At 71.8% G+C, this 24,500-nt stretch carries 22 protein-coding genes, 1 tRNA gene and 1 pseudogene; 10 read left to right on the top strand and 14 right to left on the bottom strand.

Going from position 1 to position 24,500, the window contains the following annotated elements; all coding sequences use genetic code 11:
* The first annotated feature begins 868 nt into the window (after nt 1–868).
* From ACFVYI_RS34610 to ACFVYI_RS34590, 5 genes are all read left to right on the top strand, one after another.
* The gene (locus ACFVYI_RS34610; protein WP_387892894.1) at nt 869–1,408 is read left to right on the top strand and encodes a hypothetical protein; all 540 of its coding nucleotides are present in this window, start codon (nt 869–871) and stop codon (nt 1,406–1,408) included.
* Nucleotides 1,409–1,473: 65 nt separating this feature from the next.
* Nucleotides 1,474–1,647 carry a CsbD family protein gene (locus ACFVYI_RS34605; protein ID WP_387892892.1) on the top strand — a complete coding sequence of 58 codons (174 nt, stop codon included), beginning with the start codon at nt 1,474–1,476 and terminating at the stop codon, nt 1,645–1,647.
* A 100-nt stretch (nt 1,648–1,747) separates the two neighbouring features.
* Entirely contained in the window at nt 1,748–2,620 is an 873-nt protein-coding gene (locus ACFVYI_RS34600) for a DUF1206 domain-containing protein (protein WP_387892890.1), read from the top strand.
* A 225-nt stretch (nt 2,621–2,845) separates the two neighbouring features.
* The gene (locus ACFVYI_RS34595) at nt 2,846–3,679 is read left to right on the top strand and encodes a ribonuclease BN (RefSeq protein ID WP_387892888.1); all 834 of its coding nucleotides are present in this window, start codon (nt 2,846–2,848) and stop codon (nt 3,677–3,679) included.
* Nucleotides 3,680–3,872: 193 nt separating this feature from the next.
* A complete protein-coding gene (locus ACFVYI_RS34590) occupies nt 3,873–4,304 on the top strand; it encodes a helix-turn-helix domain-containing protein (protein WP_387892886.1) in 432 nt (143 codons plus the stop codon).
* A gap of 92 nt (nt 4,305–4,396) precedes the next feature.
* On the opposite strand, the gene ACFVYI_RS34585 is transcribed toward ACFVYI_RS34590, so the two are convergent.
* Both ACFVYI_RS34585 and ACFVYI_RS34580 read right to left on the bottom strand, forming a co-directional pair.
* On the bottom strand, nt 4,397–4,999 hold the full coding sequence (locus ACFVYI_RS34585; protein ID WP_387892884.1) for a ClpP family protease: 603 nt from the start codon (nt 4,997–4,999) through the stop codon (nt 4,397–4,399).
* A gap of 1 nt (nt 5,000) precedes the next feature.
* On the bottom strand, nt 5,001–5,639 hold the full coding sequence (locus tag ACFVYI_RS34580; RefSeq protein WP_387892883.1) for an ATP-dependent Clp protease proteolytic subunit: 639 nt from the start codon (nt 5,637–5,639) through the stop codon (nt 5,001–5,003).
* Between the two features lie 943 nt (nt 5,640–6,582).
* On the opposite strand from ACFVYI_RS34580, the pseudogene ACFVYI_RS34575 reads away from it, so the two are divergent.
* From ACFVYI_RS34575 to ACFVYI_RS34565, 3 genes and pseudogenes are all read left to right on the top strand, one after another.
* Nucleotides 6,583–6,960 (top strand): annotated as a pseudogene (locus ACFVYI_RS34575) (hypothetical protein); the annotation flags it as partial.
* Between the two features lie 46 nt (nt 6,961–7,006).
* Complete coding sequence (locus ACFVYI_RS34570) at nt 7,007–7,552, top strand: hypothetical protein (protein WP_387892910.1); 546 nt, start codon at nt 7,007–7,009, stop codon at nt 7,550–7,552.
* Nucleotides 7,549–9,162 (top strand): peptide chain release factor 3, encoded by a 1,614-nt coding sequence (locus ACFVYI_RS34565; protein WP_387892881.1) that lies wholly within the window; start codon nt 7,549–7,551, stop codon nt 9,160–9,162. The genes ACFVYI_RS34570 and ACFVYI_RS34565 overlap by 4 nt, the downstream gene beginning before the upstream one ends.
* Nucleotides 9,163–9,491: 329 nt before the next feature.
* Here the strand turns inward: ACFVYI_RS34565 and ACFVYI_RS34560 are convergent, their stop codons facing one another.
* The 9 genes from ACFVYI_RS34560 to ACFVYI_RS34520 all read right to left on the bottom strand — a co-directional run bounded on the left by ACFVYI_RS34560 (nt 9,492) and on the right by ACFVYI_RS34520 (nt 17,755).
* Nucleotides 9,492–9,881, bottom strand: coding sequence for a hypothetical protein (locus tag ACFVYI_RS34560; RefSeq protein ID WP_387892880.1), 390 nt, complete (start codon nt 9,879–9,881; stop codon nt 9,492–9,494).
* A 453-nt stretch (nt 9,882–10,334) separates the two neighbouring features.
* Entirely contained in the window at nt 10,335–11,084 is a 750-nt protein-coding gene (locus ACFVYI_RS34555) for an IS5 family transposase (protein ID WP_387892908.1), read from the bottom strand.
* A gap of 206 nt (nt 11,085–11,290) precedes the next feature.
* Nucleotides 11,291–11,364 (bottom strand) — tRNA-Pro (locus ACFVYI_RS34550).
* A gap of 137 nt (nt 11,365–11,501) precedes the next feature.
* Nucleotides 11,502–12,752 (bottom strand): MFS transporter, encoded by a 1,251-nt coding sequence (locus ACFVYI_RS34545; RefSeq protein WP_387892906.1) that lies wholly within the window; start codon nt 12,750–12,752, stop codon nt 11,502–11,504.
* 306 nt (nt 12,753–13,058) lie between these two features.
* Complete coding sequence (locus ACFVYI_RS34540) at nt 13,059–13,850, bottom strand: DUF1684 domain-containing protein (protein ID WP_387892878.1); 792 nt, start codon at nt 13,848–13,850, stop codon at nt 13,059–13,061.
* A 326-nt stretch (nt 13,851–14,176) separates the two neighbouring features.
* Complete coding sequence (locus tag ACFVYI_RS34535; RefSeq protein ID WP_387892876.1) at nt 14,177–15,037, bottom strand: acyl-CoA thioesterase; 861 nt, start codon at nt 15,035–15,037, stop codon at nt 14,177–14,179.
* 345 nt (nt 15,038–15,382) lie between these two features.
* The gene (locus ACFVYI_RS34530; RefSeq protein ID WP_387892905.1) at nt 15,383–15,991 is read right to left on the bottom strand and encodes an alpha-ketoglutarate-dependent dioxygenase AlkB family protein; all 609 of its coding nucleotides are present in this window, start codon (nt 15,989–15,991) and stop codon (nt 15,383–15,385) included.
* Nucleotides 15,992–16,200: 209 nt separating this feature from the next.
* Nucleotides 16,201–16,590: a transglycosylase family protein gene (locus ACFVYI_RS34525; protein ID WP_387892875.1), complete on the bottom strand. Its 390-nt coding sequence runs from the start codon at nt 16,588–16,590 to the stop codon at nt 16,201–16,203.
* Nucleotides 16,591–16,945: 355 nt separating this feature from the next.
* Entirely contained in the window at nt 16,946–17,755 is an 810-nt protein-coding gene (locus tag ACFVYI_RS34520) for a transglycosylase family protein (RefSeq protein ID WP_387892873.1), read from the bottom strand.
* Nucleotides 17,756–18,432: 677 nt separating this feature from the next.
* On the opposite strand from ACFVYI_RS34520, the gene ACFVYI_RS34515 reads away from it, so the two are divergent.
* Nucleotides 18,433–19,287, top strand: coding sequence for a hypothetical protein (locus ACFVYI_RS34515; protein ID WP_387892871.1), 855 nt, complete (start codon nt 18,433–18,435; stop codon nt 19,285–19,287).
* A 276-nt stretch (nt 19,288–19,563) separates the two neighbouring features.
* On the top strand, nt 19,564–20,307 hold the full coding sequence (locus tag ACFVYI_RS34510) for a hypothetical protein (RefSeq protein WP_387892869.1): 744 nt from the start codon (nt 19,564–19,566) through the stop codon (nt 20,305–20,307).
* 142 nt (nt 20,308–20,449) lie between these two features.
* Here ACFVYI_RS34510 and der read toward each other — a convergent pair whose 3' ends face one another.
* The 3 genes from der to ACFVYI_RS34495 form a co-directional block, all read right to left on the bottom strand.
* The gene (der, locus tag ACFVYI_RS34505; RefSeq protein ID WP_387892868.1) at nt 20,450–21,901 is read right to left on the bottom strand and encodes a ribosome biogenesis GTPase Der; all 1,452 of its coding nucleotides are present in this window, start codon (nt 21,899–21,901) and stop codon (nt 20,450–20,452) included.
* Between the two features lie 235 nt (nt 21,902–22,136).
* Nucleotides 22,137–22,850 (bottom strand): (d)CMP kinase, encoded by a 714-nt coding sequence (gene cmk, locus ACFVYI_RS34500; protein ID WP_387892867.1) that lies wholly within the window; start codon nt 22,848–22,850, stop codon nt 22,137–22,139.
* Nucleotides 22,851–23,159: 309 nt separating this feature from the next.
* Nucleotides 23,160–24,245, bottom strand: coding sequence for a prephenate dehydrogenase (locus ACFVYI_RS34495; protein WP_387892866.1), 1,086 nt, complete (start codon nt 24,243–24,245; stop codon nt 23,160–23,162).
* Nucleotides 24,246–24,500 lie beyond the last annotated feature (255 nt).

Raw genomic sequence — 24,500 nt, 5'->3', positions numbered from 1 at the left:
ATCCGAGTCGCCGCGATGAGCACCCACCCGGGGAAGAGCCGGGAAACAAAAAGGCGCCTGCGATACATCAGCAGGCGCACACAAAGTTCATGGGAACCACTACTGCAACTAAGGATACCCTAGCAGGCCCAGGCCCGCCACGGGGGGATATTCCACCCCCGGTTCCGCGAGGCCCCTTCCCGGAGGCCGCAGGGCGCGAGGCGCCATGACCGTCAACACGCATGAGGGAAAGCCTGATTGAGCTGGCAGCTCCGCTCTTTCGGCGCCCGCGACCCGCCCTCCTCGGATGGGCGGGCCCACGGGTGCCAAGCACCTGCCCGCCGTGCCGGCCACGCAGCGCGCCCACCGGCGCCATCCGTGATCCTTGCGGACGGCGTACGCGAAATTCCTGCCGCAGCTCAGAAATCGAGTGCACCGGAAAGACCCGCTCCCGCGATTTTCGGCGCACAGTGCAGGGAATGACAAAATCTGTAGCAGTCCGCCGCACCCTGCCCACCAGCCCCTTCAAGGCCCGGGCCGAAGAGCCGCCCTGGTGGGCGGTACTGCGGCCGACCGGCAAGGACGGCTGGAGCCCGACGGCCAACTCGTCATCGTCCTCAAGCCGTCCAGCAGAACGCCACCCGTGGCGATGTCGCACGGCCGGAGAACCGACTCGCCGTGATCGAGGACCATCTGGCCGTCCTGAGCGCCGCCCCCGGCAACGACCGGACCGAGTCCTGAACAAGAGGCCGGCCTGCGCCACGGCCTCGTGCGCCTGCGTGCGGCAGGCGCCCCGTCCCGCGTTGATCACGCTGTCCCTGGTCAGGCTGGCTTCGCGCACGGTGCGGTTCTACCGTGGACCTACCAGCGCATATCTCCGGAGCGCGCCATGATCATCATCATTGGGCTCGTCATCCTGGTCGCCGCGGTCGTCGTCGGCGTGGCCGGTGTCCTCACCAACACCGGCAGCGGACACGCGCTCACCGGCGGGTTCGAGGTGTTCGGCTACCACGTCACCGGCTCCACCGGCACGCTGTTCCTGTACGGCATCATCGTCGGTGCCCTGGCCATGTTCGGCCTGAGCCTGCTCCTGGGCGGAGCACGTCGGACCTCCCGGCGCGGCCGCGCCGCACGCCACGGACTCAAGGAGTCCCGCCGTGAGACGGCCGCCGCCGACAGGGAACGTGACGAGCTCATCGGCCAGCGTGACACCGCCCGCGCGGAAACGGCCGCAGCCGGCAGGGAACGCGACGACCTGGTCGGCCAGCGCGACGCCGCCCGCGCAGAGCCGGCGGATGCGTCCGGCAACGGAGCACCCCGCGAGGGCCTCCCTCCCGACCCGGACGACGGCCACCGGAACTGGTCGCACCCGTTCGGGCACCGCTCCGACCCCGGTGGAGCAGAGACACCACCACGCGAGGACCGCTGACCGGCCACCGCGCCCATGCCCACGCGAGCGCGCCCCAGCAGAGAACTCTCGAAGGGTGGCGAGCCATGAGTACCGGTAAGAAGATCGCGCACAAGGCCGAGGCGGTCAAAGGCGGCGCGAAGAAGACCGTGGGCCGCGTCACCGGCAGTCGGCGTCTGCAGGCCGAGGGCCGCGGCGACCAGATCAACGGCAACACCAAGCAGGCGGGAGCGAAGATCAAGGACGCCTTCAAACACTGATCACCGCGCCCCGCCGCAGACTCGAATCGGCCCGAGGGCTCCGGGCGGTCTCGGCCGGACGGGGTGCATCGTTCGGTCCGACACGGGAAGGTGCACATCCATGGCCACAGGAAACGGTTCTGCCGCACGGGCCAAATCCCAGGGACAGCGCCTGGCCGACAGCCGCGCCATGGACATCACGGCCCGGGTCGGACTCTGCGCCCGAGGGGTGATCTACGTGCTGGTGGGGGCCCTGGCCGTGCAGATCGGCTTCGGCGACAAGAGCGGCCAGCAGGCCGAGCGATCCGGCGCGGTGGGGACCATCGGCGAGCAGCCGTTCGGTCGCGTCCTGCTGTGGGCGCTGGTGGTGGGGCTGGCGGCGATGGCGCTGTGGCGGCTGTCCGAGGCCGCGTTCGGACCAGCGGGATCGGACAGTGGCAAGTGGACGGTGCGCCTGGGCTTCCTGGGGTTGGCGGTGTTCTACGCCGTGATCGCCATCGCCGTGGTGCAGACCGTCCTGGTCGGCGGGTCCTCCGGAAGCCGCTCCAGCAACCAGACCTCCAAGGAGTACACCGCCAGGGTGCTGAACTGGCCCGGCGGCCGGGTGCTCGTCGGCGCGGTCGGAGCCGTCCTGATCATCGTCGGCGTGGTGATGGCCGTGCGCGCCGCGATGCGCACATTCGAGAAGAACCTCCAGACGGACAAGATGAGCGAACCAACACGCCGTGTCGTCGCAACGCTGGGCATCATCGGCGGCGTCGCCTGCGGCGCCGTCGCAGCGGTCACCGGCCTGTTCATCCTGCTCGCCGCGGTGAAGTTCGACCCCAACCGCGCCAAAGGCCTCGACGAGACACTGCGCTCGTTCGCCGACACACCCGCCGGACCCGTGCTCCTCATCGCCGCGGCGGTCGGCCTCGTCCTGTTCGGCCTCTACTCGTTCTGCGAAGCCCGCTGGCGCACGGCCACCGAACACCCGGACCCACCCGAGCCGTAACGGCGGGCGCCCCGACCAACCAGCCGACCGGCCCCGGGCGCCGAGGCCACACCCGGAGCCGTGAGCAGCACCGACAACTCGATGTTCCAGCGCGCCCCGCGAGGGGACTCGATCCCACCTGCCACGACTGAGGTCCGCCCCACCGAAACCCGGTCGGCAGCCCATCTGCCGGCTCTGGCCGCGCCGTTCGCACGGCGACGCCATCGACCGTGGTAGTCAACACCCATGCCGATGGAGTCTCCCGAGCCCGAGGGCCGTTCGTCCCTGTTCGGGCGGCTGCGCCGCAGGGTCGGCCGTTCGCCGGCCGGGCGTGGATGGAGGCAGGGCAGCAACCTCGAACTGTGGCAGCGGTCGCTGAGCTTCGCGGCCCTCGGGTTCCTCACGCTCGTACCGCTGCTGATCGTCATCTCAGCGGCCGACCCGGCGAACGGCCAGGGCTTCGCGCAATGGCTCGGCGAAGGACTCGGCGTCTCGGCGACCTCCAGGAAGAAGGTCGAGCAGCTCATCGCCCTACCCGGCCAAACCCTGCGGACCACCACCGCGTTCAGCCTCGCCGCCCTCGCCGTCTTCGGCCTCTCGTTCGGAGCGACGGTGCAGACCACCTACGAGAAGATCTGGGGCCTACCACCGGCCCGCTGGTGGGCCAGGTGGCGGCACGTCGTGTGGCTCGCCGCCCTCATCGGGCTCCTCCTCCTGTCCGCGACCACCGCCCTGTGGCGGCAAACCCCGGCCGGCGGCCTCGCCGCGGTGCTGAGCGCCGCCCTGTTCACCTGGTGGTCGCAACGCCTCCTGCTCGGCGGGCGCATCCGCTGGAGAGCCCTGCTGCCCGGCGCAGTGGCCACGACAGTCGGGCTGCTCGGACTGAGGGTCTTCTCCCACCTCGTCTTCTCACCACTGATCGCCACCAACACCCTCGCCTACGGAGCGATCGGCACCGTCCTCGTCATCCAGTCCTGGCTCGTCGGCGTCGGCGCCGTCGTGTACGGCGGCGCACTGACCGGCCGACTGCTCCACGAAGAACTCCCCCGTCTGGCAAACGTCCTGAAACAACGACGGTGACGCTCGAACGGGCCTGCCGATCGCTCGGGGGCGACTGCGACTTCCGAGCCATTTGTCACCCAGAGTGCTTCAACTAGCGTCAACACCTCAGAATTACAACCCCCGACCACAATCAACGAGCCCCAACAACGGCTTCACCCAGGGCAGAACGCCGCTCCCTTCCCCCGGCGCCCCGGATCCCTAGGCTGAAGCGGTGAGCACTCATGCGCCGAACGAAGCCCGCGTCATCCCCCTGCGCCCGCAGACCTCGTCGCCCGGTTCCGGTGGGACGAACCGCGCCCCGCAGCGACCGGCGGAAGCCCCACAGACACCCGCGCCGAGGGAACCCCTGTGGCGCGACCTCGTCGGCGATGTGCTGAGGCGCGAGCGGCTCGCCCAGGAGCGCACGCTGAAGGACGTCGCGGAGGCGGCCCGGATCTCGATGCCGTACCTGTCGGAGCTGGAGCGCGGGCGCAAGGAGGCCTCCTCCGAGGTGCTCGCGGCCGCCGCCCGGGCCCTCGGGCTCGGCCTCGCCGACCTACTCTCGCTCGCCCAGGACGAGCTGGCCCGGTACGCCCGGAGCCGGGTGAGCCGGGGCCGCACGTCGCCCACGGCGCAGTACGACGGCCTCTGCCTCGCCGCCTGACCGAACCGACGGCCGGTATGACGGCCGGTACGGCGGGGCCCACCACCGCCGTACCGGTCGGCTCGCTGGCCTTCGGTCACGGCCGCGCGGGGTCAGACGAACGCGAGCCGTCGGCTCAGCACCTCGTCGGCGAGCCCGTAGGCGACGGCCTCCTCGGCGGTGAGCACCTTGTCCCGGTCCATGTCCGCGCGCAGCGTCGCCACGTCGTGATGCGTGTGCCGGGACAGGACCTCCTCCACCTGCGAGCGGATGCGGACCATCTCCTTGGCCGCGAGGCTGAGGTCGGAGACCGTCCCCTGCCGGCCGCCGGTGGCCGGCTGGCCGAGCAGCACGCGCGCGTGCTGGAGCACGAACCGTCGCCCGGGATCTCCGCCGGCCAGCAGCACCGCCGCCGTCGACGCCGCCTGACCGACGCAGAACGTGGAGATCGGCGCCTGCACGAACGTCATCGTGTCGTAGATCGCCATCAGCGAAGTGAACGATCCACCGGGCGAGTTGAGATAGATCGAGATCTCGCGCTCCGGGTTCTCCGACTCCAGATGCAGGAGTTGCGCGATGACCACATTGGCGACCCCGTCGTCGATCTCGGTGCCGAGGAAGATGATCCGCTCGTTCAGCAGCCGGCTGAAGACGTCGTAGGACCGTTCACCCTGCGCGGTCCGCTCGATGACGTAGGGAACCGTGTACGACCCCATGTCACAACCCCATCCGTCGGCGCGACGAGGCCGGGCGGATGTCGGCGAGCGACTCCACCACCCGGTCCACGATCCCGTACTCCCTGGCCTGCTCGGCCGTGAACCAGCGGTCCCGGTCGCCGTCCCGGGCGATCGTCTCCTCACTCTGTCCGGTGTGCTCGGCGGTGATCCGCTCGATGGCCTTCTTGGTGAACTGGAGGTTCTCCGCCTGGATCTCGATGTCCGCGGCGGTGCCACCGATGCCCGCTGAGGGCTGGTGCATCATGATCCGCGCGTTCGGCAGCGCGAACCGCTTGCCGGGCGCCCCCACGGTGAGCAGGAACTGGCCCATGCTGGCGGCGAACCCCATCGCCAGCGTCGAGACGTCGTTCGGGATGAGCCGCATGGTGTCGTAGATGGCGAGGCCCGCGGTGACCGACCCGCCGGGGCTGTTGATGTACAGGCTGATGTCGGTGCGCGGGTCCTCCGCCGACAGCAGCAGCAGCTGCGCGCACACCCGGTTGGCCGACACGTCGTCGACCTGTGTGCCGAGGAGGACGATCCGCTGGGCGAGCAGCTGTGCCGCGAGGTGGTCGTCGAAGCGGCTGGGCGGTGTGTCGCCCTCCTCCGCGCGGGGCGCGAGCGTGGTGAGTGAAGTCATCTGGTCTCCTTGTCGAGGCAGAGATGCCGTCGACTCCACTCTTGACCTCCGGAGACCCCCGGATGCGGTTTCTCTGCCCGCCGCAGATTCGCCACGGGCAGAGATGACGACTCCGCCCTTCCCGCCCCTGCCGGAAGACCGCCCGTGCGGCCTCCACCAGCAGGTCCGGCACCGCCATGGCCGGCCAAGTGCCCGCCCCGCTCGAACTCCGTCCAACGCACGATTCTCGGCCACGGGTGAAAACTGGTCCTGGATCACTTTCCGTGCCAGAGCCACGGAGGGTCACCGGAGCCACGATCATGAACGGTCGTGGCTGACGATCTCCTCCAAGACCTCTGGGTCCACCAGACCGCCGACGTCGCGGTCAACACCCTGACCATCCACGCCGACCGCGTGACCGTCCACGCCGCCACGACCGGCGACCTCATGCCGCAAGGAGGACGCGCTTTCGCAGGAGGTCGAAGCCGGCGCGGCCGAACATCTGGCGCTTGATCATCTTGATCTCGGCAACAAAAAGAGACGGCACCTGGTTTCCCAAGTACCGTCTCTCACAACCGACTTCACAGTCGGGACGACAGGATTTGAACCTGCGACCCCTTGACCCCCAGCGCCCACGAGGCGTGGTCCCAAAATGGTCCCCAAGCTCCGCATCGCCTTCCGTCACCGCCAGCAACCAGAATCTGGCGGTCCCTCAGAAATGGCCGTCGTCGAGGCACGTCATCCCAGCGTACGGTGCCGCATGCCGACCCCGGCTCCTCGCGCAGATCAAGGTCGACTACCCACCGACTACGCCGCGTGATCTTCCAGGCGGCGTGTCGCCTTGCGCGTGTCCTCTCCGACTGGTTCTGACGTGCCTCGCGTCCCTTCCCGCGCGCTCTGCCGACTCACCGGGCCGGACAGCGACCTTGGACTCAAGCTCACCGAGTGCAAGAAGGAGAAGCTCATGGGGCAGCGTGCGCAGCGTGGCCGGGTGTACCGGCGGTGTGGTTGTTCGGACGGTAACCGGAAGCAGCTGGGTCCGTGGTGCCCCCTGCTGGCCGGGGATTTGAGGCACAGGACGTGGACGTATGCGATGGATCTGGAGGAGGAGGAGGAGGAGGAGGAGGGCCGGCGTCGGGTCCGCCGCCGGGTCGGTTTCGCCAGCCATGCGGAGGCGTTGCGGGAGATGCGGGCGGTGTTGGACGGTGAGCTGCGCGGGGTGTACGAGAACCGCCGAACCAAGGTGGCGAGTTACCCGCGCGAGTGGCTGGTCACGAGGCGGGCGCACCTGTCGCCGAGCACCTACGCCGGCTACGTGGCGTGGGTCGAGCGCGACCTGATCCCGGCGTTCGGCCACATCCGGCTGCTCGACCTTCGTCCCCATCACGTTGACGAGTGGATCGCCGCCCAGCTGGAGGCCGGGCGCGGCCGCGTCCACGCTGCGCAACGCGCTGAACGACGCCGTCTCCTCCTGGCGGCTGCGCTACAACCCGGCCAAGCACTCCGTCCCGCCAAAGCCCCGCGCCGCCGTGCGTACCTGCTGGACTCCGGAAGAGGCCGCGAGCTTCCTGCGGCACAACGCCGAGCAGTACGCTGACCAGCTCACCGACCTGTTCGAAGTCATCCTTGGTACTGGCTTGCGCCGCGGCGAGGTCCTCGCCCTGCACTGGTCGGACGTCCACCTCATGGACCGCCAGGTCTTCGTCCGCTGGACGCTCGCCGCCGTCAACAACAACGGCCTGGCCTTCGGCCGGCCCAAGACCGAGGCCAGCCGAGCCTGGATCAGCCTCTCCCCCAGAGAACGGGAATTTCGGGGCCACGCCGCCCGACAGCCTATTATCGCTTCCTGGGCCTGCGGACCTGATCCCCGGCTCACCAGGTACGGAGAGGCGTCACCCGGCCTGCTGCCGATGCGTACCCGAGGAAACACGTGAGCACCGTACAGTCCATCCCCGTCCCGCAGGTCCTTCATGAGGCCGGCCGCCGACGGACCTTCGCTGTGATCAGCCATCCGGACGCGGGCAAGTCCACGCTCACCGAGGCGCTGGCGCTGCACGCGCGGGCGATCACTTCCGCCGGTGCGGTGCACGCCAAGGGTGACCGACGCGGCGTGACCAGCGACTGGATGGAATTGGAACGCGAGCGCGGTATCTCGGTGACCTCGGCCGCATTGCAGTTCGGCTATCGCGGCCACGTGATGAACCTGGTCGACACCCCCGGCCACGCCGACTTCTCCGAGGACACCTACCGGGTGCTGGCCGCCGTCGACTGCGCGATCATGCTGGTCGACGCGGCCAAGGGCCTGGAGGAGCAGACCCGCAAGCTTTTCGCGGTCTGCCGCCATCGCGGCGTCCCCGTGATCACCTTCATCAACAAGTGGGACCGGCGCGGCCAGGATGCACTCACCCTGCTCGAGGACATCGAGACGCACCTCGGGATCACCCCCGTCCCGGTCGTCTGGCCGGTGGGCAGCGCGGGCAACCTGCGCGGCCTGGTCGAAGCGGGGAACACCGAGCAGATGCTGCGCTACACCAAGGTGCCGGCCGGCACGCACGCCGCCCTAGAGGAGCAGCTCACCTCCGAGAAGGCCGCCGAGCAGGAGGGCGAAGCCTGGACGACCGCGCTGGAGGAGCTGGAGCTGGTGCTCTCGTCCGGCCCCGGCTACGACCAGGAGGCCTTCGAGGCCGGCAGGATCAGCCCGGTCTTCTTCGGCGCCGCGCTGACCAACATAGGTGTGAAGCTCCTGCTGGACGCCGTGGTCGACCTCGCTCCGGCTCCCGGGCCCCGCCAGCTGGCCAAGGGCGGCAGCCGCGAGGTCGGCGAGGAGTTCTCCGGCCTGGTGTTCAAGATCCAGGCGAACATGGACCCGGCTCATCGCGACCGGATCGCCTTCGTCCGAGTCTGCTCCGGCGTCTTCGAGCGCGGCATGCACGTCACCCGGGCGGCCAGCGGCCGCTCGTTCGCAACCAAGTACGCGCACACCGTCTTCGGAGCCGAGCGCACCGTGGTCGACACCGCGTACCCCGGCGATGTGGTCGGCCTGATCAACGCGAGCGCGCTGCGGGTCGGCGACACCCTCTTCACCGGCAAGAAGACCGAGTTTCCCCCGCTGCCCGCCTTCGCCCCCGAGTACTTCGCGGTGGCACGGCCCAAGGACATCAGCCGGTCCAAGCAGTTCCGCAAGGGCGTCGCCCAACTCGACGAGGAAGGCGTGATCCAGGTGCTGGTCTCCGACCGGCGTGGCGACCAGGCGCCGGTCATGGCTGCGGTCGGCCCGATGCAGTTCGATGTGATCCTGCACCGGATGGAGCACGAGTTCTCTTCCCCGATCGCCCTCGACCAGCTCTCCTACCGCGTGGCCCGGATCACTGACGCCGACGGCGCCGCTGCCCTGGCCAAAGCCCGCCTGATCAGCGGCGAGGTGCTCACCCGCCGCTCGGATGACGTGCTGCTGGCCTTGTTCGCCGACAAGTGGCAGCTGAACGCCTTCCAGCGCGCCCAACCCGACATCCTGCTCCAGCCGCTGATCGCCACGGCGGACTGATCGCCGACCTCTCGGCCCGGCGGCCACCGTCGACGAGCTGCTGCGCGGCCTGCTCGGGCAGCTGGCCGACTGGCAGCAGTCGCTCGGCGAGCCGGGCCGCGCGCTCACCACGGCAACCGAAGGCCGACCGCTACCCGGCTGAGCCACCGACGCCGGCCGGACCGAGGACGTCGGGTGGCGCCAGGGCCGCCCCGCGTCGCTCGAGGCCGTCGGACGCCACCACCACGCTCACCTGCTCGCCGCCATCGTCGGGCTCGGGGGTGAGCTGGAGCTCCCGGCTACCCGCAACGGGCGCTTCAGGGGCGCCGTCGTCCCGGAGGGCTGCGCGGTCAGCGCCGGCCGCCGCCGATGCGGCGGTCGTCGGCCAGTGCGGTCAGCGGGCCGTACTCGCAGGCAAGCTCGTTCCACGTCAGAACCTCGCCACAGCGGGCCGGGAAATCCTTCGGGTTGAACTCGGGCATGGTCCAGGTGCCGGTGCCCCGGTCCCGCAGCCACAGGTCCCCGTCACCGTCGACCACAGTCGGCGGGACCGGTACGGGCTCGGCCTGATCGGTGGGATCCCAGGTGACCCGGCCCGGGTGGGAAACGCGGCGCAGCTCTGTGGTGGCCAGCCGCGCGGCCAAGTCACGGGTGGACTCCTCGGCGTCCTTGACCGACGCGAGTCGGAATGCGTCGTCGAGTACGGGCAGGGCTGGATTCTTGCTGCGCTTTGAACTCATACGCTGACTTACCTCCGGTGGGGGGCGTCACATCCGTTATGGCACCCCGTAGAGGAACACGGTATCCGAGGCGGGAGCCAGGCCGGCTACGCCCTTTCAAGAGCACCTCTTCCTCCGACCCTCACCGCGACGGTCTTCAGCCAAGGCAGCAGGAGGCGGTTTGGAGCTTCCCTCCGCGGGGGCGACTCCGAGGGGCCAAAACCCTCATCACTGTGCAACATCATCCAGTTGCTACCGGCCTACACCGGCAGACCCTTTCCGTTCAGCCGGGCTGACCACCCCGCCGCGGCTGCTGCCGGTGATCGAGATCTGTCGGACCTTCAGCAAATACCGCCGTGCGATCCCGACAGCCGTTGCGTCGACGGCGCTAGGAGCTGTTCAAGGTTCGGATCTTGTGGTTGAGGTCAGGGATTTCAGCCACATGATCGATCCGCGTAGGTGGAGGCCGGCCGTCTAGCTTTCCGGGCTCTTGTCGTACCGGGTGGCCAGGCCGCGCCAGGCCTTGATCTTCTGGAAGCACCGTTCGACATGGTTGCGCTGCTTGTAGCGATCGGGGTCGAAGGCGACCGGCCGGCCGCCGGCGGAGCCCTTGCGTTTCCGGTTCGCCGCCTGGTCCACCTTCTCCGGGATCACCGCGGTGATCCCGCGTTTGCGCAGGTAGGCGCGGTTGGCCTTCGAGGAATAGGCCTTGTCCGCGGCCACAGCGTCCGGCCGGGTGCGCGGCCGACCGACCGGGCCGCGCACCCGGACCTTCTCCAGCACGGCCTCGAACTGCCGGCAGTCCGCAGCCTGGCCCGGCGTCAGCACGAACGCGAGCGGCAGGCCCGCGGAGTCGACAGCGGCATGAACCTTGCTGCTCAACCCGCCCCGGGACCGGCCGAGTCCGGCTCTCGCGGCCCGGGCCTTGCGCCGACGCCGTGCCTCGGCACGAACCTGGGCGGAGCCGGCCGCATCGTCCGGCCCCGCCTTCGCGTGACCCTCAGCACGGCCCGCTGCCGCGGCAGCGGAATCCCCTTTTCCTCGGTCAGGGCCTGCTCGAGCGCGTCCAGGGTCTCCCCGGCGACCGCCAGTCCGGACGACTCGTGATGGGCCCGGACGATCGTCGAGTCCACGCTGACCAGTTCCAACCCGACCTTGCCGCGCGAGGCTGCCTCCGAGATCAACGCGTCCATCAGGACCTGGAAGAACCCGGAGGCGGCCCAGCCACGGAACCGGGAGTAGACGGTCGTGGGCTTCACCCCGACCCGCAGAGCCTCAAGGCCGGCTCGGACAAGTTGGGTGAGCTCCTCGGTTGAAGATCACCAAGGAGTGTGACGAAATGTGACACGACGTCCGAGAGAAACAGCAGAAGCCCTACCTCACCGAAGTGAAGTAGGGCTTCTGACCTGCGACAATGGAGCGAACTCCAGTCGGGACGACAGGATTTGAACCTGCGACCCCTTGACCCCCAGTCAAGTGCGCTACCAAGCTGCGCCACGTCCCGTGGTCTCGGTGCCTTCGGCGGAGCCTGGGGGGCTCTGCGGTGGGGCTTCTCGACCTTGTCGCCGGTGTGCTGGCGACGTGGAAAACAATACAGCACGTCGGGGGGTGCTCGCTGCCAGGTATCGCGGGGCGGCGGGGTCAGGGGGTGGGGTGGCGGGCGTCGTAGCGGAGGAAGGCGGGGCGGCGGGCGGCGAGGAGGATGATGGCGGCCACGCAGGCGAGGCCGCCGCTGATGACGGAGGTGGCCGGGCTGGTGAGGGAGGCGACGGTGCCGGACTCGAAGTCGCCCAGGCGGGGGCCGCCGGCGACGACCACGATGAAGATGCCCTGGAGGCGGCCGCGCATCTCGTCGGGGGCGGCGACCTGCATCATCGTGTTGCGGAAGATCATGCTGACGGTGTCGGCGCAGCCGGCGACGGCGAGCAGCGCGAGGCCGAGCCAGAGGTTGTGAACCAGGCCGAAGGCGGCGATGGCGAGGCCCCAGGCGGCGACGGAGGCGAGGACGGCCACGCCCTGGCGGTTGACCCGGCTGACCCAGCCGGAGAACAGCGCGCCGGTGAGCGCGCCCACCGCCGGGGCGGCGACCAGCAGGCCGACGGTCCGGGCGTCACCGGCGTAGAAGGTGACCGCGATGGCGGGGAAGAGGGCGCGCGGCATGCCGAAGATCATCGCGGCCAGGTCGGCGAGGAAGCTGGTGCGCAGGTTCGGCTGCTCGCGCAGGAAGCGCAGGCCGTCGAGGACGGAGGCGCGGCCGCGGCGGTCGCCGAGCGGGCGCATGGTGGGCAGGCGCCACATCGCGTACAGGGTGGCGGCGAAGGCGACGGTGTCGACCAGGTAGGCGGCCTGGGTGCCGTAGGCGCCGATGAGGACGCCGCCGAGCATGGGGCCGACGGTGAGGCCGAGGTTCATGCTGACGGTGTTCAGGGCGTTGGCGGCGGGGAGTTGGTGGCTCGGGACGAGGCGCGGGATCATCGCCGACCGGGCGGGCGAGCTGAGCGCGAAGAAGCCGGCCTGGACTGCGACGGCGGCGTAGAGGACGGCGACGAGGCCGAGCCCGGCGAAGGCCTGGGCGGCGAGGACGGCGGAGACGAGGGCGAGGCCGGCCGAACCGATCAGGCCGAGTCGGCGCCGGTCCACGGTGTCGGCGATCGCGCCGCCGTAGAGGCCGAAGGCGATCAGCGGGAAGAGGGAGAAGAGTCCGACCAGGCCGGTGGCGAAGCTGGAGCCGGTCATGTCGTAGACCTGGACGGCGACGGCGACGGCCGTCATCTGCTGGCCGATCGACGAGACCGCCTGACCGAACCAGACCCGCCGGTAGTCGACGTTGTCGCGCAGGGGGCTGAGGTCGGCGAAGGCTCGCCGGTACCAGGGTACGGGGGCGGCGGGCAGCTCGGCGGCCGCGGAGGCGGCGGACGCGGCCCGCGCAGAAACAGCGGAAGCAGCGGAAGCAGCGGAAGCAGCGGGAGTAGCGGAAGGGTCGGATGGCGCGGCGGCAGCGCCGGACGGGGCGGCGCCCGAATTGGCAGGATGATTGGTCGACACAGCCCCCCATATTCGACCTCCGCCCGCGCGCCCCGCCCACCGGGGTGTCGGCCGGGGGGCTGCAGGCCCCTTGGGCTGGGCAGCCTCCACCGGCGACACGGGCGGCCGCGACAGGCGCCCGGTACCCCCGACGAGGGTCAGTGGCGGCCGCGGCTACCGGGTCAGGACCTGCTTCTCGCCCGCCTCGACCGCGAAGTCCAGCCGGTTGCCCGGTGGCGGGAAGGGGCAGATGAAGTGATCGGCGAAGGCGCACGGCGGCAGGTAGGCGCGGTTGAAGTCCAGCACCGTACGGCCGTCCGCGTCGGGTGCGGGGAGGGTGATGAAGCGGAAGCGGTAGGTGTCCGCTCCGCTGGTGGCGTCCGCGATGACGCCGCTGAGCCCGCGGCCGGCGCCGCTGACCGTCAGGGTGCGGTGCTCCCCCGCCACCGTGAAGGTGATCCGGCCGGTGACGGCCAGCGGGCGGTCCTTGCCGTCCGCGTTGGGGACGAGGACGGCCTGGGCGTCGCCGTCCTCGAAGGGGGTGAAGACCGCGGGGACGGCCCACTCCGGCGAGTACGGGTAGGCGGAGATGCCGGCGAAGGACTGCCGGCGGGGCGAGGCCGGGTCGAAGACCCGCAGGGCGAGCTCGCCCTCGCGCTCGATCGGGACGAGCAGCAGCTCCCCGGCGGAGGCGGTGTCGGCGGCCGGGTCGGTGTCCGGGCGGAGCAGCACCTGGCCGTCGACCGGCCCCGGCGTGCCCACGACGGTGATGCCGTCGGCCGCCGTCGCCCGGGCCCGGACACCCTCCGCGTCGGCCCACCAGAGGCCGGGCAGGCCGGGTATCCCGGTTGGCTCGGGCTCCAGCCAGTGCGTACCGGTGAGCGCCAGCTGTCCGTGCTCCGCGCTCACCGCCGCCGCGCGGCCGTCACTCCAGTGCTTCCAATCCTCTGCGGCTGTCGCCGTCATCGGTGTGCCCTCCCGGTTCGTCCTGGCCCGCAGGGCCGTCCGCTGTGCATCGACATCCGCCTTCCGCCGTCCGCCCATGCGTTGTCCGTCATCACCTCAACGCCGATCACCGGGGTGGATCATTCCCGGGTGCTCCGGCCGGCGGAGAGGAGCTCGCCCCGGGAGGCTGCCCGGAAATTCCCTCGGTATGGCCCTGCCGGAGCCCGTACCGAAGCCGAACGGAAGCCGTGCCGAAGCCGAGAGCAGAACCGTTCGAGAGTCCGTCCGGGACGAGGGACCGGTCACGGGACCGCCGGGGCGCCGGGACGCCGGACCGCCGGGGCGCGTCAGTCCTTCAGCGGCCGGAACAGCCCCTCCTGCACCACGGACACCACCAGCTGCCCGTGGCGGTCGAAGATCTGCCCGCGGGCGAGACCGCGGGAGCCGTGGGCTATCGGGGACTCCTGCTGGTAGAGCAGCCAGTCGTCCGTCCGGAACGGCCGGTGGAACCACATCGCGTGGTCGAGCGAGGCCATGTCGAAGTGGCGCGTGCCCCAGAGCGGCTCGACGGGGGCGCGGACGGCGTCGAGCAGCGTCATGTCGCTCGCGTAGGTGAGCGCGCAGACATGGATCAGCGGGTTGTCGGGCAGCGCGCCGTTGGTGCGCAGCCAGACACCGCTGCGGGCCTCGACGCCGGCCAGCTCCTCCTTGGTCCAGCGCAACCGGTCGACGTAGCGGATGTCGAAGGGCTGCCGGCGGCTGATGAAGGGAGGCAGCTCGCCCAGCCGGGAGCCGACCTCCTCCAGCGCGCTCGGCAAGTCCTCGGGGGCGGCGACGGCGGGCATCGGGAACTGGTGCTCGATACCGCCCTCCTCGGGGAGGTGGAAGTCGGCGGTGAGGGCGAATATCGAGCGGCCGCCCTGGATGGCGAGCACCCGGCGGGTGGTGAAGGAGCGGCCGTCCCGGAGCCGGTCCACCTGGTAGACGATCGGCACGCCGGGCACGCCGGGGCGCAGGAAGTAGGCGTGCAACGAGTGGACGGGGCGGTCGCTGTCCACCGTGCGCCCTGCCGCCACCAGCGCCTGGCCCGCGACCTGGCCGCCGAACGTCCGCTGGAGCGCCTCCTCGGGGCTGCGCCCGCGGAAGATGTTCAGTTCGATCTGCTCAAGGTCCAGCAGTTCGACGAGTTCGTCGACAGGGGTACCCATGCGTGCGCTTCCTCTCCGGGCGGCCGGCCCGGACGGAGGTTCCCGTCCGGCTGCCGACGCCCGTTCTATCGAATTCTCCCGCCCAGTCGAATCCTTCAGCGAGCCAGGGCATTCCCCCCGGCCCCGCGCCTCGCCGCCGATTCACTCGAACGAGGACCCACCGTCTCGAACGCAGCCTCGACGCGGTGCTCCGAGGACGTCACGGGGTGTCGGTGGAGCCACCGTCGGGGCACCGGCGGGCGCGCGCCGGCGACACCTCGAAGGCGCCGCGGGCACACCGCGAACAGCGCCGGGAACTTCGGGCACCGCACCGGGAGCTTCGGGCACCGCACCGGGCGCGCCCCGTCAGAGACCCGACCGGCGGACCGTGATGTTGAGCCGACCGGACAGCCCGAGCGCCGGATCCGCCGTGCCGGGCAGCGTGCGCACCACGCCGTGGTACGCGAACCGCGCCGGGCCGCCGAACACCAGCAGGTCGCCGCTGCGCAGTTCCAGGTCGGTCCACGGCCGGGTGCGGGTCTCGGTGTTGCCGAGCCGGAAGAGACAGGTGTCACCGAGGGACAGCGACACGACCGGCGCGTCCGTCCGCTCGTCGCGGTCCTGGTGCAGGCCCATCTTCGCGCCGTGCGGGTAGTGGTTGACGATCGCGATGTCCGGCTCGTACCCGGCGGCTCCCGCGATGTCGCCGGCGGCCTCGCCGTACGCCTCGGCGACCGCGCTGCGGGCGAGCCGGGCGAGCTCCGGCGGGAACGCCTTGACCGGTGCGCCGTCGGCCGCGACGCGGCGATAGCCGTAGGGGTACCAGTCCAGCCCCAGGCCGACCATGCGGACCGACATCATGGCGCCGCTCGGCATCCGGACGGTGTGCATCCCGGCCGGCGGACGGGCCCACTCACGGCAGGCGGCGACCAGGCGGAGCTGGGCGTCGGCATCGAGCCAGCCGGGCACGAGCACCGCGCCGGGCGCCGGCTCGGACCGCCCGCGCGCCGGGGCACCACCGGAGCCACCACCAGAGCCGGATCCGGCATCGGAGCCGGCACCGAACAGTTCGCCCTGAATCACGCCACCATCCTCCCGCACCCGCGCTGCGACCGACGGGGTGGAGGATCCGGGCCGGGCGAACGGCACCGACGACAGAGGCGGGCGGCGGCAGCACAGCCGGCTCAATCGTGGTCGGGGCCTTCGCCGATCATCCCGATCTCCCGGGCGCACGCCGGCCACGCCTCCCAACCCTGCATGCGCAGGATCTCCTCGGCCACGGTGGTCTGCTGGCGCCGGCTCGCATGGTCGGGGCGGTCGGCGAACCGCAGGCCGCCCGCCTCCTCCCAGGTCGGCGGCCAGATCTGCAGACCGCCGAAGTAACCGTTGCCGGTGGCGGCCCGCCAGTCACCGCCGCTCTCGCACTCGGCGAGCTCGTCCCAGATCATGTCCGCGACCGTCGAGGCGGCCCGGGCGCGACCGTCCGGGAGCAGCACGGCGGTCGGCAGGGCCAGGAGTGCGGGAGCGAGAACGAGGGCGAGGAGGCGGGCGGGCGCGGCAACGGCAGCCGCCACCCGTGCCGGGAATCCGGTCGGTACGAAGGATTCACGGCTGATCCTACGAACGCTGGGAAGGCACAGCAGCCGACCCTAGGCGTGCTCCTCCCCCACCCGCGCCGACACGCCGGACACGCCGACGGCCGCTCCCCCGCACAGCGGAGAAGCGGCCGGTCGAACGACACGTCCGGGGTACGGCGGCCGCCCTGGAACAGGCGGCCCGGCCGAACCCGGAAGGCCCGACGGACCCTCAAGGGCCCGGAAGGACCTCGGGGACCCCGGGCACCCCGGGCACCCCGGGCACCCCGGGCACCCCGGGCACCCCGAAGGAACCGAAGATCCGAAGACCCGAAGGATCCGAGGACCCGACGGATCAGACAGTCAGGGTCTGGCCCGGGAAGATCAGGTCGGGGTTGCCACCGATGACCTTGGCGTTGTTGTCGTACAGGGCGTGCCAGTCGACGCCCTGCGCGGCGGCGATGGTGCTGAGGGTGTCGCCGGCCTTCACGGTGTAGGTGCCACCGGTGACCTGCTTGGCGTCGTTCGAGGCCGGGGCCGCGGGCTTGGCGGGCTTCGCGGGCTTGTCGGCCTTCCACGAGGCGGCGGCGTCGGAGGACTTCGGCGCGACGGCGGCCTTGGGGGCCTCGGCGGCCTTCGGCGCGGCGGTCTTCGGGGCCTCGACGGCCTTGGGGGCCTGCGCGGGCTTCGGCGCGGCGGTGGCGGCCGGGGCGGCCGGCTTCGCGGCGGCGGTCGAGCCGGCGGAGGTGTCGACGGCAGCCGGGGCGCCGCCCTTGGTCAGGCCGGCCTTGACGGAGCAGACGGGCCAGGCGCCCGGGCCCTGCGAGGCGAGGACCTTCTCGGCGACGGCGATCTGCTGCGCCTTGGTGGCCAGGTTGGCCTGCGAGGCGTAGGCGGTGCCACCGAAGGCGGCCCAGGTGCTGGAGGTGAACTGCAGACCGCCGTAGAAACCGTTGCCGGTGTTGATGGCCCAGTTGCCGCCGCTCTCGCACTGGGCGACCGCGTCCCAGGTCGAGACGGAGGCGGCGGAGGCCGAGGTGGCCGTGACGAGGCCGGCCACCGGCAGGGCCGCGACAGCGGCGCCCGCCACGACAGCCATCCGAACGCGGTTGCGCTTGGTGACGGTGGAGGTGGTGGCAGCGGCGGTCTCGTTACGGAAGGTCATGAGGTTCCTCTCGACAGCCCCGGGCGGGCATGCGGAACCAGACCCTCGAGAGGGGCCGAATCGCTCGCCGCGTCCGTCGGGCGGCCGGGCACGTGTCGGACGTGCCGCGCCGCCCCGGCCACCCGCCACGCACCGGCGACCTGATCGAGCGGTCGCATCGGCGGGCACTGCCTGCGCCGGGCTGAGCCGGCGGGCTGTGCGTCGGGGGTGAACCCGGGTGGTGCTCGTTGCACCGCCAATGAAGCTACGAGTCGGCCGCCGGGGAACCAAACAGCCGGCGGTCCGCCCAGCTCAGCAAGGCGTTACCGGCGGTAATGACCATGCAAGCATGTCCAATTTGTCCGATATAGCCGTCATTTCCTAGATCAAACATCGGCCGGCCGTGACTCACCTCACGGTTTCATTCCGGCAGTCCCGCCATCGACATCGACAGATTGTGACCACCCGACTGCGTCGCGCGGTCGGATCAGGGGCAATTCCCGTCAGCCTCGACGCCCACCCGTGACCCCTGACACAGGGGTCCGTTGGTAAAGGCGGCCGGAAACGCCCCTCTGCCCCACCATCCGGTTCCACCACTCGACCCGACCGCACCACCCCCACCGCTCAGCCCGACCGCCACGCTCCCCGCCCGCGTCAAGCCCTGACAACCGGCGGACCCGACAACCCGAGGAGTACCAGTGCCGCGCATGCTCGCCGTCAGCGACGAGGTCCGATCCGAGATCGGCGACGACGAGGCCGACCGCCTGCTCGGCGGCGCCCACGCACCCGACAGCTACGAGTGCACCTCCTGCCGCACCCCCGGAGACTCGCTCCAGGAGCCCACCAGCACGGTGCTGTTCGTCGGCGAGGAGACAGCGGTCCTCGCCTTCGCCCATGCCCGCTGCATCCCCTCCCAGGTGGTTCCGGTCTCCGAGGAGCAGCTGGTGGGCGCGGTGCGCAGCATCAGCCAGGCACAGGTCGACGCGCCCGCGCCGGCCGTGTCGGTGCCCGCGGGCGCCGTCCCGGGCCCCGCTGTCCCGAGCCCCGCGCCGTCCACCGCCGCGCAGCCCACCGCACCCGGCCAGGCCGCCATCCTCGGCATCACCTGCGGTCTGGTCCTGCACGGCGGCACCGGCCACGCCTCGGTCGTCGTCGAGCCCACCGGTCCGGTCGGCCGCCCGGGCAACACCTCCGGCACGGACGAGTTCCTGGACCTTCTCCAGGACGCCGGGTTCCAGCCCGTCACCGACCTCGACAAGACGCCGGACCAGCTGCCCGGCTGGTCCGTCCTGGTGGCGATGGGCAAGCTGCACGCGATCCTGCAGCCCGCGGCGACCGGGGGCAGCACCGGCTGGTGGCAGGCGCACCAGCCGCTCCAGGTCACCGATGCCTGGCGGTTCGCCGCCAACCAGCTCACCGAGGTGACCATGTACGCGGTCCCAGCCGGCATGGTCGGCCGGCAGCCGCGCGAGGACCTGCTCCGCCAGGCGCTGGAGCGCGCCGTCGCCCTGGGCCAGGTGGTCGGCGCCTCCCTCCCGCTCGCGGGTACCTGAGCCCCGCCGGCAGGCCCGTCGGCAGCCCCACCGACAGTCCCGTCGGCAGCTCCGCCGGCAGGCCCGGAAGCAGCCGCGGAAGCAGGCCCGGATGCGGCTCCGGCCGACCCGGGGCCCGCCGGGCCCCGCGCCGCCGCCCCCGCCGCCCCTGCCCCCGCCGCGCCCGGCCGGAAGGCCGGCCACCGATCGATCGGCTCCCCCGATCGGCATAGGCCAACCTTCCGACCGGGCGGACGCACCCCGCATCCCCCGGCGGATTCGCTCGTTGGCCCCTATGTGTACAGCTACGACGTCTCCGCAGCCCACCGCCGGTCCACCGCCGCCCCCCGCGTGATCCCGGGCATGCGCCCGTCGTACGACGCTGAGCACCCGCACTCGGCCACGCCGATCTACGACGAGCTGTACTCCGAGTACCGGCGACTGTTCCGCGCGCTGCCCGGTGACCGCTCGGGCGAGGAGAACCTGAAGTTCGCCGGCTTCGCCGTCCGGGACGGCTACCCGGTGCTCGCCGAGCCGCGCCCGTACCCGCCGCAGCACCAGGCGTTCCAGACGTACGCGGGCCAGGCCGTCGGCATCCCCCAGTTCATGCCGAGCCAGCAGGGCGGTGCGGGGCACACCGGTGCGGGGCATGCCGGTGCGGGGCACACCGGTCATCACACCGCTCACGCCGGCCACCCCACGGGCACGCATCCCACGGGCGCGCATCAGACCGGAACGCACTCCGCGAGCACGCACTCCACCGGCACGCACGGCACCCACCACGGGCCCGCCGACCCCACCAGCGACGGCCTCGGCCACGCCGGTCCGGCCGCCCAACCCGCCCAGCCCGCAGCCCAGTTCACCAACGGTCAGGGCTGGGTCGCGGCCGGCTACCTGGGCCCCGTCCCGCACCCGATGCCCGCTCCGGCACCGGCTCCGGTGATGGGCTCCGGTGCCGGTTCCACCGCCGGCCCGGCCACCGGCGGGCGCCACCGCAACCTGCTCTCGCTCCCCCCGGGCCGCAGCAGCGACCAGCGCTGACCGCACCCGCACACCGCACCCGCACACCGCCCACGCTCCGCTCCGCTCCCGCACCGCGCACGCAGGAGGGCCCCGCCACCGAAGTGGCGGGGCCCTCCCGTCGAACCGGCTGCGGCCGGACGCGGCCGACCGCTGCGGCGCCCTACTTGCGCTTGCGCTTCTCCCGCACGCGCACCGAGATCGAGATCGGCGTGCCGACGAAGCCGAACTCCTCGCGCAGCCGGCGCTCGACGAACCGGCGGTACCCGGCCTCCAGGAAGCCCGAGGCGAACAGCACGAAGCGCGGCGGGCGGATGCCCGCCTGGGTGCCGAACAGGATGCGCGGCTGCTTGCCACCGCGGATCGGGTGCGGGTGCGCCGCGACCAGCTCACCGAGGAAGGCGTTCAGACGCGCGGTCGGGATGCGGGTCTCCCACCCCTCCAGAGCGGTCTCGATCGCCGGGACGAGCCGCTCCATGTGCCGGCCGGTCTTCGCCGAGACGTTGACCCGGGGCGCCCACTGCACCTGGACGAGATCGCGCTCGATCTCGCGCTCCAGGTAGTAGCGGCGCTCCTCGTCCAGCTGGTCCCACTTGTTGTAGGCGACGACGACGGCGCGCCCGGCCTCGACGGCCATCGAGATGATCCGGGTGTCCTGCTCGGTCAGCGTCTCGCTGGCATCGATCAGAACGACCGCGACCTCGGCCTTCTCCAGCGCGGCGGAGGTGCGCAGCGAGGCGTAGAAGTCCGCGCCGGCGGTCAGGTGGACGCGGCGGCGGATACCGGCGGTGTCGACGAACTTCCAGGTCTTGCCGCCGAGTTCGATCATCTCGTCGACCGGGTCGCGGGTGGTGCCGGCCAGCTCGTTGACGACCACCCGCTCCTCGCCGGCGACCTTGTTGAGCAGGCTGGACTTGCCGACGTTGGGCCGGCCGATCAGCGCGACGCGGCGCGGGCCGCCGGTGGCGACGCCGAAGGTCTGCGGCGGGGCCTCGGGCAGGGCGTCCATGACGGCGTCGAGCAGGTCACCGGAGCCGCGGCCGTGCAGCGCGGAGACGGGGAAGGGCTCGCCGAGGCCGAGCGACCACAGGTAAGCGGCCTCCGCCTCGGTGGACTGGCCGTCGACCTTGTTCGCGCAGAGCACGGTCGGCTTGCCGGCCCGACGGATGAGCTTGATCAGGGCCTCGTCCGTGTCGGTGGCACCGACGGTGGCGTCGACCACGAACAGGACCGCGTCGGCGGTCTCGATGCCCAGCTCGGCCTGCGCCGCCACCATGGCGTCGATGCCGAGGACGTCGATCTCCCAGCCGCCGGTGTCGACGACCTTGAAGCGGCGGCCGTTCCAGCTGGCCTCGTAGCTGACCCGGTCGCGGGTGACGCCCGGCTTGTCCTCGACGACGGCCTCACGGCGGCCGATGATGCGGTTCACCAGGGTCGACTTGCCGACGTTCGGGCGGCCGACGACGGCCAGCACGGGCAGCGGCACGTGGTCGGCGCCCCCGAGCCCGTCGACGTCCTCGGGGTCGAACCCCTCCTCGGCGGCGAGCGCCATGAACTCGGCGTACTCGGCGGCGTCCAGCTCACCGTGGCCGGTGGTGGAGTGCTCTGCGGTCATGTTCGTGTTTTCCGTTTCCCGGCGCGGCCCTTCCCAGGGGCGTGCCGTGCGTACCTGCCCCGGTCGGGGCAGCGCGAGTACTACAGGGAGACGCCCCGCGGGCGCTCCCGAACAGCAAGCCGCGACCGGTGAAGGTCACGGAGGTCGAACCCCGGGCGGTGAGCCCGGAACGACGAGCCCCGGACGGCGGGCCGACCGGCCCCGGGGCTTCGGACCCCGGACGCCGCGCGGCGGCTCAGACCGCCGACAGCCCGGCCCGCTCCTCCACCAGCGCGGTGATCGTGCCGATCACCTGCTCCAGTGTGAGCTCGCTGGTGTCCACCAGGACGGCGTCGGCGGCCTGGGTCAGCGGAGCGGTCTCGCGCGAGGAGTCGGCCTTGTCCCGGCGAGCCAGGTCGGCGGCCATCTCGGCGATGGTGGCCTCGTCGACGCCCTTGGCGCGCAGCTCGGCCGCGCGCCGCTCGGCCCGGGCCGTCTCCGAGGCGGTCAGGAAGATCTTGACGGTGGCGTCCGGGAACACCACGCTGCCCATGTCCCGACCCTCGGCGACGATGCCGCGCTCGGCGACCTCGGCGCAGCCGCGCTGCAGCTCCACCAGGCGCGTCCGTACGGCCGGCACCGCGGCGACGGCGCTGACCTGCGCGGTCACCTCGGGACCCCGGATCGGACCGGACACGTCCTGCCCGTCCACCGTGATGGTCGGACCGGCCGCGTCGGTGCCGGAGAGGATCACCGGCTTGCCGCAGGCAACGGTCACGGCCTCCGGGTCGTCGACGTCCACGTCGTTGGCCAGCATCCACCAGGTCAGCGCCCGGTACATCGCGCCGGTGTCCAGGAAGCTCAGCCCCAGCCGGGTGGCGACCGCCCGGGAGACGGTCGACTTGCCGGAGCCGGAGGGTCCGTCGATGGCGACGACGACCGGGGCGTGCGCTCGGTCGGCAGTGTCCACGGGGCGAACCTCTCTCTGGGCCTGAAACCCGAAACCTGAATCCTGAACGGCGTGAGCCGTTCGGCGTGAAACCGGGGGATGTCTCCCTCAAGGTTAATGGACCGGCGCCAGAGCCCGGTCCGCGCGCCGGTTGGGCCGCCCCTCGACCGGGCCGCGCGCCGGTAGGGCCGCCCCGCCGCCCCCTCGGCGGGCGAGCCCCGGCAGGCCCGCCCCTCAGCCGCCCCGGACCGGCGCCCCCGAAGCACCCTCCGGATCGCCCTCCCCGGATCAGCGCCCGGGCCGAACCCCGACCCCGACCCGGCCCGGCGCTCAGTCCCGGACGCTCCACCCACTCGCCCGCAACGCCACCGTGAGCGGCATCACCGCCGCCGGCGCGACCGACAGCTGGACGAAACCCACCTGCTGCCCGGTCGAGTGCTCGATGTCGACGTCCTCGATGTTGACCCCGGCGGCGCCGACCTCGCCGAAGAGCCGGCCCAGCTCGCCGGGCTGGTCGCCGAGGACGACCGCCACCGTCTCGTACCGGGTGGGCGGCGCGCCGTGCTTGCCGGGGATCCGCGACTGGCCGGCGTTGCCCCGGCGCATCACGGTCTCGATCCCGGCCGCCCCCGCGCGGCGCTCACCCTCCTCGGTGGCCTGCAGCGCGCGCAGGGCGGTGACGGTCTCGCCGAGGTCGACGGCGACCTCCTCCAGGATGTCGGCGACCGCACCGGCGTTGGCGGAGAGGATGTCCACCCACATCCCCGGATTGGAGGCGGCGATCCTGGTGACGTCCCGGACGCCCTGGCCGGAGAGCCTTATCGCCGTCTCGTCGGCCTTCTCCAGCCGGGCCGCGACCAGCGAGGAGACCAGCTGCGGGGCGTGCGAGACCAGGGCCACGGCGCGGTCGTGCGCGGCGGCGTCCATCACGATCGGCATCGCGCCGCAGAGGGCGACCAGCTCCAGGACGGCGTTGAGCGTCTCGGTGTCGGTGTCGGCGGTGGGGGTGAGCACCCAGGGCCGGCCCTCGAACAGGTCGGCGCGCGCGGCCAGCGGGCCCGAGCGCTCGCGGCCGGCCATCGGGTGGCTGCCGATGTAGTGGACGGTGTCGCAGCCCAACGCCGCCACCTCGGCACGCGGCCCGTCCTTCACGCTGGCCACGTCCGTGTACCAGCGCGCCAGGCCGCGCCGCTGACAGTCGGCGAGCACCTTGCCGACCAGGGCGGGCGGCACCGCGATGATCGCCAGGTCCACCGGACCGTCGGCGGGCTCGATCGTGCCGGCACCGAGCGACGCGGCCGTGCGGGCCGCGTCCGGGTCGGCGTCCTCCAGATGAACGGTCAGCCCGCGTCCGGTCAGGGCGAGGGCGGCGGAGGTGCCGATGAGTCCGGTACCGACGACGGCGGCAGTGCGCATGGCGGGGTGGCTCTCCTCACGGGGCAGACCAGGACGTGCCCGCCCATCCTCTCGCATCCCCACCACCCCCGCGGCCACCGTCCACCCGCCGGCCGCAACCGCCCGGCCGCCGGTTCCGTCCCGTCTCACGCGAGACCGCGCACGCACGCACCGCACGCACGCACCTAGACACGCAGACACGCAACCGACGCACACGCACGCCGCTGCACGCCGCGCGCAGGGGCGAAATCCGAGGACGTCCGCTCCGATGCGAGG

Origin of the sequence: Kitasatospora sp. NPDC058218 (assembly GCF_042882445.1) — a bacterium.
GTDB lineage: Bacteria > Actinomycetota > Actinomycetes > Streptomycetales > Streptomycetaceae > Kitasatospora.
Note: the sequence above shows the minus strand (reverse complement) of the source record. Positions and strands in the feature narration are given on the sequence as shown.